Genomic DNA, 11,607 nt, shown 5'->3' with positions numbered 1-11,607 from the left:
TCACAGCTCACAACTCTTGAAAAGCTACTCTCTCTTTTCCCATTTTTTTATTCAGAAAGTTTTCACCTTTTCGTAAAAGTCTTTCTATTTCTTCTTCAAACTTACCTAAATCAGGAAATTGGATCATTCGCTAATGGTTTTATTTAATGACCTAAGATTGAATCCCGATTTCTCAGACCTTCTCCTTCTTCCCCCGCATCCAGTAGAATCGTATAACACCTATGCAAGCAAAGAAAGCGCAGACAAAAACTCCTGTGGTAGAAAAAATCCCAACAATATCTTTTGCGCTGAAGACATCGATTGGATTGGAGCCAAGTTGCGAAACTAATGGATTTAGTATCCCGACCCAGATGACAAAGATGAACATCAATGCGGCACCCCGACCTGCCCACAGGCGAATGATTCTTGGATCGCCTGGTTCGATTTTCCCTCGGACTACGATATAGTCGACTAACAGGCCCAATGTCACTCCCAGGAATAGTCCTTTGATGAGTCCCAATATTCCTGAGGCGGTGAGTAAGGAAAGAAACGAAAGCACAATCAGGAATAGAAATACAAGAACGATCGTGAGTATGAATGGTCCTCCCACTCGCGCCCCTGGCAGTGGGCCTGATCCCAGTTCGATTGCAGAAAAGGCACTTGCAAATCCGCCAAGCCCTGAGATGACTTCTGCTCCCAATGAAAAGAGAATGCTAAAAATAAATACGAAAATCCATAATTTACGGCGCATTCGCTGACTTCATAGTTAGGTTAGTTTCTCGCAAGTAATTTGTCATTGATTGAAAATGTAACTATACGGTTCTACTGCATAAACATAGCACTTATCATTTTATGATTGGTATCTAGAAAACCATATAGGATTGGATCAGTTTTAGGCCCTATTCGCATCCGCTTTTAGACCTTCCAATTTTTGTTCCATGACTTAACGTCTTCTGGTCATGTAAAAGAAAGTTCTGTTTCTAATCGCCATTTCTCTGCGGATTTTAAAATTTCTTCAGCGAGCAAAACAAGTCCGGGCCCTGATTTTTTACGATAACAGATATAAAATTTTCTTTCTGCATTCCATTCTTCAAATTTAATTTTTTTAAGTTTTGGGCTTATGGAATATTCAGATAAAAAACCAATTCCAAGTCCAGCTTCCAAAGATTTGATTACGGATTCTACACTTCTCATCTCCATCGCAATATTAGGACCAAATTCTTTTGAAAAAGATTTGATCTTCTTTTCCACTGCCTTTCGAAGAGCAGAACCTGGATGGAAAAATACAAGAGATTGTTTTTTTAGATCTTCGATTTTGATTTTCTTTTTTAGAAAAATGGGATGGTCTTTGGAAGCTACGGGAAAGATCCGATCGGATAAAAATTCCAGAACATTCAGACTAGGTTCTGTAATGGGACCAGTCAATATCCCCAGATCTACTTCTCCCTTTAATACTGCTTCTTTAGTTTCCTTTGCATCTCCTTCTCTGACTGATAGAGAAAGTTCTGTTCTTTTTTTTAGAATTTCTTTTAAGATCTGAGGTAAGATCCAAGCAGAAACTGTCCCACCAGCTGAAATCGAAAAGTTCCCTTTCAGTTCATTTTCCTTGGAAAAGCCAATTTGTATTTCTTCCCATAATTCTTTCATTCGAATCGAATATTGATAGAATCTTTCACCTTCGTGTGTTAGTCGAACTGACCTCCCACCTCTTTCTAAAACAGTGACTCCCAATTCCCTTTCCAATAGAAAAATCTGTTTGGAAAGTGCAGGTTGTGTTAACCCCAATCGATTTGCTGCCTTTTGGAATGTACCCGATTCTGCGATTTCTAGAAAATAAATGATCTGCCTAAATTCCATAAAACATATAACTTTTAGTTATATGTTTTATAAAACCAATTTATTTGCATTATATCAATTTATTTGATACCGTATTTACCAAGGGGAAAATATGGGACGAACTCTATACGACAAAATTTGGGAAAGTCATCTGATCTTTGAGAATTCAGACTCGGAATCTATTTTATTTGTGGATCGTCATATCCTTCATGAAGTGACTTCTGCTCAGGCATTTGAAGGATTAAGAACTAAGAATAGGGATGTAAGAAGGAAGGATCTCACCTTTGGAGTTGTGGATCATAATGTATCCACAAGAGATCGTAAAAACAGAGATGCAGCAGGACCAGTCTCTCGATTGCAGATCGATACCATGGAGAAAAACTGTCAAGATTTCGGAATTCGCTTGTTCGGTCCGGAGGATCCCGAACAAGGGGTGGTGCATGTTTTAGGTCCTGAACTCGGATTTACAATACCAGGATCTGTAATCGTATGCGGAGATTCTCATACAGCTACGCATGGAGCTTTTGGAGCATTGGCTTTTGGGATAGGAACCAGTGAAGTGGAACATGTGCTTGCTACACAAACTCTCAAACAGGCAAAAACAAAATCGATGCTCGTTCAATTTGTTGGTAAACCTGGATTCGGAATCACTGCAAAAGATGTCGTTCTTGCACTCATTGCAAAAATTGGAACTTCCGGTGGAAGAGGATATACTTTAGAATATTCAGGTCAATGGATCAGTTCTCTTTCTATGGAAGGTCGGATGACTCTTTGTAATATGAGTATTGAAGCCGGTGCAAGGGCAAGTCTCATAGCACCAGATGAAATCACATTTGATTATTTGAAAGATCGAAAGCTTATACCTAAAGGAGAAGGTTTTCATAAGGCGATAGAATATTGGAAAACATTCTTCACTGATGAAGATGCAGTTTATGATGAGATGATTGAATTAGATATTTCTAATATAGAACCCCAGGTCACATGGGGAACAAATCCATCTCAGTCATTATCAATCAATGGAGTTGTTCCAAATCCAGATGAATTTCTTGAGAAACGGGCTAGAGAGACAGCTCTGAATGCCTTGGAGTATATGGATTTAAAACCGGGAACTCTCATTTCTGAGATTGGCATCGATAAAGTATTCATTGGCTCTTGCACAAATTCAAGGATAGAAGATTTACGATCGGCTGCAGAAGTTGCGAAAGGAAAAAAAGTCCATCCAAGAGTGCAAGCTTTGGTGGTTCCAGGTTCAGGTTCTGTAAAACGTCAGGCAGAATTGGAAGGTTTGGACCAAATTTTTAAAGATGCTGGATTCGAATGGAGAGAGCCTGGTTGTTCTCTATGTCTTGCGATGAATGACGATGTATTAAAACCGGGAGAAAGATGTGCATCTACTTCTAATCGCAACTTCGAAGGAAGACAAGGTCGTGGAGGAAGAACTCATCTCGTTAGTCCTTCGATGGCCGCAGCCGCAGCAGTGACTGGAAAATTTACGGATGTGAGGAAATTGGTATGAATTCAAAAATTTGGACAGTCCATACGGGTGTTCCCGTCTCAATCCCAAGAGAGGATATCGATACGGATCAAATACTTCCAAAACAATTTATGAAACTCATCGATAAAAAGGGTTTTGGAAAACATTTATTTCATGACTGGAGGTATTTAGATTTAGAAGGAAAGATTCTAAATCCTGAATTTGTATTGAACCAAGAAAGATTTACGAATGCCAGTGTGCTCATCGCTGGAAAAAATTTCGGTTGTGGTTCGAGCAGAGAACATGCACCTTGGGCACTTTCTGATTTTGGATTCAGAGTGATTTTGGCTCCTTCCTTCGCTGATATATTCTCCATTAATTCTGCAAAGAATGGGATTGCTCTCGTTCGTTTGAAAGAAGAAGAAATTTATTCTCTAGGTGAATGGGTTTCCCAAAATTCTGGATCTCAAATTCGAATTGATTTAGAAAATTTGGAAGTTCAAGCGGGAGACCAAACATTCTTTTTCCAATTGGATTCTGCTTCTATCAATCGGATTCGGATGGGTTGGGATGATATCGATATCACTTTAAAAAATTCAAAAGAGATCCTTGCATTCGAAAGGACTTTGAAAGAAGAAAAATCATTTTTAGAAGTGTATTGGTAATACTTCCTTTAAAAATATTCCAACGGGATTTTTTTTTCTGCGTAATCAAATTGAGTGACAGTTCAGAATACCAGTTACTAAAAGAACAGAAAATATCTTTGGTAACTGGTATTTAGTTACTGCGAGAGGGATAGAAAGGGCGCGTAGCGGTCGCGGTTAGCGACCATAGCCCTGAATAGCCCGACCCCAACGATTGACTAATTTTTACGGATCAAAAATTAAATTAGATTTATCATTCAGAGTTTGGGGACTCGCCCAGGAGAGGTTTTAGTGTAAAGGGAGAGATGTTTTTAAGGTGAAGCTTATGAAGAGGGTGGTCAAGTCTCTAGACTTAAAAAAGGAAATTCTGGGTTAACGGTCGTTAGGTTTTATGGATGGCTGATGTTTTAGGCTCCGCTATGTATGATATCCTGGGCGAAGTCGCGACTAGCAGGATAACAAAGAAGATTTTAGTTGATCAGGGCCAGGGAAAATCTGTCCGGCGAAGTTCGACACCATTCCATTGTAAGATCTTACCGTCTTCTTTAATCGTAAAGGTATGAGTCATCCCTGAGGCACTGTGGATCGTAACTGTTCCAGAGGAGACCGTATAGGTACCGATACTTTTTAGATCGGAGCCGGGTAAAATATAGGATACTTTTTCAGGCGCGAAATCGAGTCGCCCTGCTTGCACGGCACCTATGATTTTTGGTTTCTGCGTGCGTTCTATGGGTTTACCCTCATAGCTTTTTCCCGCAAGATCAAGCGATGCGCAATGCGTGCAGAAAAAACTGGCAATGGTTAGCAAAAAAAACCGGAGAGTCATATCACATTGTATCAGAGCAATTTTTTACTTACCGTCAAGAATCTTTTTTACTTAGTAAATCTCCCTATAAGCAGAATGTTCAATTTGATTCTTTCGCAAAAGAGGTACGATGTGAAGAGGTTTGAAGGGATTACTCAGATGAATTCGAAATTCAGATAATCAAACTATATGTATAAAATAATAATAAAGGAAAAAGTAGTTTATTCTATTTGATTGGATTGAAATTTTTTATGATCAGAGGAGAATACATTTTACTTTAGGCTTTACTTCTCCATTTGATTATAAAAAATTTTACGCAGTGCAAATCACTTCATTTGCGGTTTGAGAAGATTGGAAACTACTATGAAAAACATTATCATCATCTTTGTTGTTTGCCTGATCGTGCGAGGCACGAGTATTTTTGGAAGCCAGGGCGGTAAACGCATGAGTTTCGTCAAACCACCCACGCAACCAATCGTTGCCACACGTTCCGTGGAAGTGAAAGGCACTCGTTGGAAAAACGGCAAGATAATACGGATCCTCTTTCTCGGTGGCACGAAAGCGGAACGTCAGACTGTGCGTCAGTTTGCCGTCGAATGGACGCGTTATGCGAACTTGACTTTTGAATTCTTCGATTCTGTCTCGCAACTTCGGGGGCAAAAATCGGACATCCGTATTGATTTTGTACAAGGTGATGGCGCCAATTCGGCGATTGGTAACGAAGCAGAATATTTTGAGCAGAATGAACGTACGATGAATCTCGAATGGGTAGATAAATCTACCATATTACATGAATTCGGTCATGCGCTTGGTTTGGACCATGAACACCAAAATCCATCCAATCATACACCTTGGAACAGAAAGGCTATTTTCGCCGAACTGTCTAAGCAAGGATGGACGATCGAAATGGTAGATGATTTTGTGATCAAACCACACGATCGCAATCTTGTCAATTTCAGCCAATACGACCCCCAATCAATTATGGTTTACTCATATCCCGCTTCATGGACGTTAGACGGTTCTTCTGTAGATCAGAATGAGGAACTTTCTGAAATGGATAAGATTAATATCGCAAAAATGTATCCAGGTAAAACTTCTGTCGGTGAAGAGAACATTGCTCCTGTCATACCGGTTTCCCAAGCTCAAACAATATCGGGAGTTTCTGAAATCAATTGCCAAAAGGTAACGAAGACACCGGAAAGAGTGTCTGGTGCAAGTTCATTCATTGTTGAAAATCATACGAACGAAATTCTTACATTGTATTGGTTTAGCGCAGGCAAAAAAACCAAGTATGCAACGATTCATCCAGATAGTAGACATGAGCAGGAAACTTATATAGGCCATCTCTGGGTCATTGACGTGCAATCACAGTGCAAACTGGCCTTCACCACCACCTCAAAATCAAAAGGTAAGGTTGTGTTTGGTAAACCTAATTGATTGGGTTCTTGGTTTGAAAATAGGGTGAAGAGCTTTCTTTTTTCTGAACCAAATGCGGACGGACTGGGACTTTTAACTGTATGAATGACAAATCCTATATAGAGCTTCTGGATCAGGCGAAGTCGGGAGATCTACGAGCCTGGTCCGTTTTACAAAATCGGTTTTCTAGTTTTGCGATCAAATTTGCATCTAAGATTTTAGATGACGAGGATCTTTCTCAGGACGTGGTGCAAGAATCGTTTTGGGATCTATATCGTAATTTGGAAAAAATCACAACTCCTGCGGCTTTTCCTACTTTGTTAAAGAGAGCGCTCATTAAACACGGAGATCGAATTTTGAGAAAGAAGGAAAGTCGGAATTTGGTTTTTGTCGATCCAAACCAGATCGACCAAAATTCAAAAGAATCAGATTCCACTTATTTAGAAAAAGAATGTTATGAAACGATTTTTAAAAATGTAAAAAAATTGGATCTGGCAGACCAGAGACTAATCGAACTTTATTATTACAAAAACTATTCCTTGGTAGAAATTTCAAAATCAGAAGGGAAAACCTTATCATTCATCAAAAAAAGACATATTCATGTTAAAAAAATTCTCAAAGAAGGGATCGGTGAGAATTTTCGTCCGGAAGCTAATTCCAGTTTTTTGATGGTAGCTTAGAGGAATCATTTGGAAGCAACACAAACTTATTCGAATGGACAAATTGAAAATGTGTATTTAGAACAACGAAAAGTTTTTCTCTGGGGTGAAGTGAATGATAATTCAGCGAGATACTTGATAGATCGTTTTTTATATCTCGAGGCAATAGACCCGACAAGACCAATCACTTTATACATTCATTCTCCTGGAGGATCGACTTACGCAGGATTGGCGATACTCGATGTGATGAAGAGTCTTCATAATCCAGTTTATACAACTTGTTTAGGAATGGCTATGTCCTTCGGTGCAGTACTTCTACTTTCTGGAGTGAAGGGACATCGTTTTGCTTACCCTCATAGTAAAGTTCTCATCCACCAACCACATGTTATGGGCGAGTTTAAGGGCCCAGCGGAAGACATCAGGATTTTTGCAGAATCTGTTAAGAGAGAAAAGGATTTGTTAAACGAAATCATGGCAAAGGCTACAGGGCAACCGTTGGAAAAATTGAAGGAAGATACCGAGAGGGATACCTGGTTTTCTGCTGCCGAAGCGCTTGAATACGGAATCATCGATAAGATTATTGGCGATTGATGAAGAGACATAATTTAAATGCGAATCCACAATCCCCCTCCCGAGTTAGGGTGGAGGGGTGTGGCTCGTGGGCAGTGCGAAAATTCTCTATATCCCAATTTCATAATGATTGCAATTATCTTCGTAAAACCTGAGTTTTTATTCCAAAAGTATTCATCTTTTCGTCCGGAATCCAAACAACTCCTTGAAAGATTCTCCTTAAGTAAGGATTCATACATAAATCATATAGAGACTTTTGGTATCTAATGAGACCAACTAAAGCCCATTTGTATTTTTTAGTATTCGCAAATATTTGGAAAATGAGTATTTATGATTCTGAATCTATTTTGAGGTGAAACATTTTGGTTTCCAAATCTTCTATTGGTGTCTTTATCATTGATGATCATCCGATGCTTCGGAAGGGTTTGCAGTCTGAGATTGAGGCAGACCCTGACCTGAAGTTTGTTGGTTCTGCAGAATCAATTAGAGAGGGCCTACTTTTAATTTCTTTTAAACAAACCAATGTTCTGATTATGGATATTTCATTGAAAGATGAAAATGGAATATCCGAATTTTCTAATATAAAAAATAAGTTTCCGAATCTGAAGATAGTTTTTTTTACGATGCATCGAGACTGGACCTATCTTCAAAAGGTAGCAATACTTGGAGCCGATGCTTATATACTGAAAACAGAATCTGTTGGTAGTATCATTTCTATTGTAAAGCAAGTGTATGTTGGTAAGAAAGTGTTTCCTGAAGAGGTGATGGGTATTGTTGATCAGCTAGATTTTGGAGATAATTTGGCTAAAAAAATTGAAACTCTAACAAAGAGGGAGAAAGAAATTATAACGCACTTAATGGATGGAAAAATAAATCGAGAAATTGCAAGTGATCTACAGCTAAGCATTCGGACAGTTGAGGCGCACCGTTCTTCGATAATGCAAAAACTTGAAATTGATTCATCGATAAAATTGGCACAAATCATTTTGCGATTACAATCCAGTAATTTATTATAAAACTTGGATATTACGTATTACTACTTAAGATTCTGAATTAAATCAGGTAGTAACCGAGGTATCGCTTTTTCTTAGTCCTATTATAATTCCAATTATGTTCCTTTGAGGATCAATTTGGAGTAAAAATGAAAAAAATAAAAATCATATCTGGGTTATTCTGGATTGTTTTCGCATTCAATAATTGCGAAACAGATAAAAAAGATAACAATATGCTATTGGCTGGCCTTGTGATTGCTGCTACATCTAATTGTTTTTCTGTTCCATCTCAAGTGGTTGTTTCTGACGGAAACTCCTCTACTGTCAAAACCTTTAATTGTACTGTTAGTGGAAATGTTTATACTTGTGTTCCTGCGGATGGAGGAAATTCGGTAGTAAGAACGTATACATCCCAAGCAGCTGCAAAGTTAAGTGTTGTGGATCCTCCATCATTTTCTAACCAACATGTCCAAAGAGGACTTGCAAAAAGAGTGGAAGGAACAACAGAAACTACTTTTACCTATAACTCATCTAACCAGTTACAATCTGTTTCCCCATCGACAACTTATTCTAATTATGATGACAAAGGTTTTCCGAAATCTAATTCTGCAGGTGGAACCATTACTTATACTTACGAAGGATCTCGCACGATCCCTACAACCGTAAATGATGGAGTGTTTACATATACTTATGATAGTCGAGGTTGGGTAACTAAAGTTGATATGGGATTTGGAAGTCCGACTACGGTGGCCAATCACGGTTCTTTAGGGATCTGTCAGTAACGTTCAGTATTTTCATCTAAAATACACATTGGAATTCTCCCTCGAATGGCAGTGTGTATTAAATTCTTACGAGAGCGGTAATAGAATTGAAAACCGAGTTCCTCCCTTTGGATTTGATGTTAGTAAAATTTCTCCACCGTGCGCATTCGCAATTTTTCGAACAATAGACAAACCTAAACCGGTTCCTTGTGGTTTTGAAGATTCTAATTTTGTATTAAAAATAATATCTTTAAGATTATCATTAATTCCTGGACCATCGTCTTCCATAATAATGATTAAGGCCGAATTTTCAGATTGAATTAAGACGGAAAATTCAGAAACTTCCTCTTTCAAATCTAAACAGTTCTTTGCTATATTCAAACAAACTCTTCTCATTCGTAGCTCGTCAATTTTGATCCAATCGGAACTTAAATTTTGGAAATTAAGTTTTATATCACTGTTTTCGAACAATAGAATTAAATCTTCTTCAACGGAGGAGAAAAAATCTTTGGCATTAATCAGTTTTAAATCCAAAAAAATTCTTTTTTTAGAGAATTCCAAAATATCAACAGAAAGATTTGATAATGCTTCGATTTCTTTTTTTGCCTGTTTGAATAAAGTGAAATTTAGGGTAGGGTTCAATTCTATGTATTGTAAACTTTTTTGAATCAGTAAAACATGATGGCCAATATCGTGAGCTATTTCTGAAGTCAATTCACCGATGATTGCTAACTGGTTGATATCTTGGCGCATTAAGTTTTGTAAAGAAAGTGTTAGGGCATAGGCAATTCCTTGAACCCAATCCATATCTGATTCGTTACGAGTAAAACTCTTTGCAGGGATATCTAAAATAAGAAATATATGTTCCTTTTGTGTGATTGGTAAAAACAGCCGATCATTCAAAATGATAGGTTCCTTAAGTCGATTAAATTCAAGTCCCGAACTTCTGTCCTCGATTAAGTCAGAAACTTCTGTCACTTTTAGGTCAAATTTTGTATCGATTGAATATCGTTTCCAGGTTTTGCCAGAAGTATCTGGCAAAAAGATATATAACTCTTTGTTGTCTTTATTGTTTTCTGAAAGTATCTCTAAAGCGGATTTTGCTGCTGATGTATAGTCAGGTGAGGACATGATTTTTTGGGTTGAAGTCACTAGAGTTTTCATCTGATGCGAAATATTTTCGGATTCTGTTAAAGAGTTTGAATATCGTTTCGAAATGATAATCGAATGGGATATGATTAAAAATATTTGGCCATATGGAATCATATAGAAACTATTTAATAACCCAAATATCACTAAGCTATCGTTAACATTTGCAACCATAAGCCCGAAATATCCCATAAGTAAAACCCATGCCCCTTTTTGTTTTTTAAAAACTCCGATTAATATCATTATCATCCAACCAGGAATGACGGTGAAAAAAATATAAAATAGTAATGGGTTTAAAAAAATTGCATAAAAGGTGTTTGGAGTTGTTAATATCAAAACACACATTGTATAAAGTGGAAAATTAAAGTAGAATCCATATTTTTTCCAAAATTCATTGGGGATAAATCGATACAAAAAAGTATATAATACTGGCCCAGAACAAAATGTAGAAAAATACTCAATTCGATTGAGTATTTCCCATGATAAAAAATCAAAGGCTAAATGTCCGATCCGTTCTCCTGTTGTTAATGCTCTGAGTAGTATTAGAATACAATGAATTTCGAATAAAATTGGAGTCGTATCTTTTCTTCTGAAAATATAAAATATTAGATTGTAGCATGCCATCATCCCAGCAGCGATACATACGGCAATACTTAGGCCAGATTGAATTTGTCTCTCACGAAAGATAGTTTCTACTTTCCCTAGTTGAATGGGGTACCAATACCCGCCCCAAAGATTTTGATAGTTTGAGACATGTATGATTATATTTAGATGATCTATATTGGGAAGTGTAATGATTTGTGGTCGGTATTGTGCTTTAGAGTTATTTGCTGTTTTACTGACAATACCTGCCTGACTTAACAATTCTCCATTGATGTAAAGTTCATAAGCAGTACCAATGTCCGGAATGTACATTGCCATGGCAGGAGAATCTTTGCTAAGCTTAATGTCTAATTCATAACTGGCATACCCAAAACTACCTACGGTGGTGCCGAAGTATTCTGTATCATTCCATACGGAAGGGCTTTTTTTGAATATAAATTGGTCATTTGAATCCTTTGCATTTTTCCTTGGCAAAATGAATTGATTCCAATAAAATTTCCATTCTCCTGAAAGTGGTATCGTTAAACCACTATTAACGTTTGTACTGGTTAAATCTAAAAATCCATTTTTTGCAGTGGGTGCAACCTGTTCGTCTTTGTTTGTGGTGCATCCAGAACAAAGAAAAACACTTAAGAAAAATAGAACGATCCGACGACTGAGCTGAATGTCCAACCATCGATAGATATGGATACTTGAGTAAAAGAGTCAATTATAAAATG

Annotated in this window: 11 protein-coding genes; 7 read left to right on the top strand and 4 right to left on the bottom strand. The window is 37.6% G+C overall.

From position 1 onward, the window contains the following. Positions 1 to 172: 172 nt before the first annotated feature. On the bottom strand, positions 173 to 730 hold the full coding sequence (locus CH361_RS17490) for a hypothetical protein (protein ID WP_100792107.1): 558 nt from the start codon (positions 728 to 730) through the stop codon (positions 173 to 175). A 206-nt stretch (positions 731 to 936) separates the two neighbouring features. Next, the gene (locus tag CH361_RS17485; protein WP_100792106.1) at positions 937 to 1,836 is read right to left on the bottom strand and encodes a LysR family transcriptional regulator; all 900 of its coding nucleotides are present in this window, start codon (positions 1,834 to 1,836) and stop codon (positions 937 to 939) included. A 91-nt stretch (positions 1,837 to 1,927) separates the two neighbouring features. Between CH361_RS17485 and leuC the strand changes: the two genes are divergently transcribed. After that, entirely contained in the window at positions 1,928 to 3,331 is a 1,404-nt protein-coding gene (leuC, locus tag CH361_RS17480; RefSeq protein WP_100792105.1) for a 3-isopropylmalate dehydratase large subunit, read from the top strand. After that, positions 3,328 to 3,954, top strand: coding sequence for a 3-isopropylmalate dehydratase small subunit (gene leuD, locus CH361_RS17475; protein ID WP_100792104.1), 627 nt, complete (start codon positions 3,328 to 3,330; stop codon positions 3,952 to 3,954). The genes leuC and leuD overlap by 4 nt, the downstream gene beginning before the upstream one ends. Before the next feature lie 457 nt (positions 3,955 to 4,411). Here the strand turns inward: leuD and CH361_RS17470 are convergent, their stop codons facing one another. Continuing rightward, positions 4,412 to 4,759: a hypothetical protein gene (locus tag CH361_RS17470; RefSeq protein ID WP_100792103.1), complete on the bottom strand. Its 348-nt coding sequence runs from the start codon at positions 4,757 to 4,759 to the stop codon at positions 4,412 to 4,414. 342 nt (positions 4,760 to 5,101) lie between these two features. Between CH361_RS17470 and CH361_RS17465 the strand changes: the two genes are divergently transcribed. From CH361_RS17465 to CH361_RS17440, 5 genes are all read left to right on the top strand, one after another. Then, positions 5,102 to 6,175 carry a M12 family metallopeptidase gene (locus CH361_RS17465; RefSeq protein ID WP_100792102.1) on the top strand — a complete coding sequence of 358 codons (1,074 nt, stop codon included), beginning with the start codon at positions 5,102 to 5,104 and terminating at the stop codon, positions 6,173 to 6,175. Between the two features lie 80 nt (positions 6,176 to 6,255). Further along, positions 6,256 to 6,834: an RNA polymerase sigma factor gene (locus CH361_RS17460; protein ID WP_100792101.1), complete on the top strand. Its 579-nt coding sequence runs from the start codon at positions 6,256 to 6,258 to the stop codon at positions 6,832 to 6,834. A gap of 9 nt (positions 6,835 to 6,843) precedes the next feature. After that, positions 6,844 to 7,404, top strand: coding sequence for a ClpP family protease (locus CH361_RS17455; RefSeq protein ID WP_100792100.1), 561 nt, complete (start codon positions 6,844 to 6,846; stop codon positions 7,402 to 7,404). Positions 7,405 to 7,745: 341 nt separating this feature from the next. Beyond that, complete coding sequence (locus tag CH361_RS17445; RefSeq protein WP_100792098.1) at positions 7,746 to 8,399, top strand: response regulator transcription factor; 654 nt, start codon at positions 7,746 to 7,748, stop codon at positions 8,397 to 8,399. Between the two features lie 125 nt (positions 8,400 to 8,524). Further along, positions 8,525 to 9,157, top strand: a complete 633-nt coding sequence (locus CH361_RS17440; protein ID WP_100792097.1) for a hypothetical protein — start codon at positions 8,525 to 8,527, stop codon at positions 9,155 to 9,157. 66 nt (positions 9,158 to 9,223) lie between these two features. Here the strand turns inward: CH361_RS17440 and CH361_RS17435 are convergent, their stop codons facing one another. Then, positions 9,224 to 11,560, bottom strand: a complete 2,337-nt coding sequence (locus CH361_RS17435) for a sensor histidine kinase (protein WP_100792096.1) — start codon at positions 11,558 to 11,560, stop codon at positions 9,224 to 9,226. Between the last annotated feature and the right edge of the window lie 47 nt (positions 11,561 to 11,607).

Source organism: Leptospira brenneri, assembly GCF_002812125.1.
Classification (GTDB): Bacteria; Spirochaetota; Leptospiria; order Leptospirales; family Leptospiraceae; genus Leptospira_A; species Leptospira_A brenneri.
Note: the sequence above shows the minus strand (reverse complement) of the source record. Positions and strands in the feature narration are given on the sequence as shown.

Coding starts and splice junctions, on each gene's coding strand:
- CH361_RS17485 (WP_100792106.1), bottom strand. CDS start 1,836: ATGGAATTTAGGCAGATCATTTATTTTCTAGAAATCGCAGAATCGGGT.
- CH361_RS17465 (WP_100792102.1), top strand. CDS start 5,102: ATGAAAAACATTATCATCATCTTTGTTGTTTGCCTGATCGTGCGAGGC.
- CH361_RS17470 (WP_100792103.1), bottom strand. CDS start 4,759: ATGACTCTCCGGTTTTTTTTGCTAACCATTGCCAGTTTTTTCTGCACG.
- leuC (WP_100792105.1), top strand. CDS start 1,928: ATGGGACGAACTCTATACGACAAAATTTGGGAAAGTCATCTGATCTTT.
- leuD (WP_100792104.1), top strand. CDS start 3,328: ATGAATTCAAAAATTTGGACAGTCCATACGGGTGTTCCCGTCTCAATC.
- CH361_RS17460 (WP_100792101.1), top strand. CDS start 6,256: ATGAATGACAAATCCTATATAGAGCTTCTGGATCAGGCGAAGTCGGGA.
- CH361_RS17490 (WP_100792107.1), bottom strand. CDS start 730: ATGCGCCGTAAATTATGGATTTTCGTATTTATTTTTAGCATTCTCTTT.
- CH361_RS17440 (WP_100792097.1), top strand. CDS start 8,525: ATGAAAAAAATAAAAATCATATCTGGGTTATTCTGGATTGTTTTCGCA.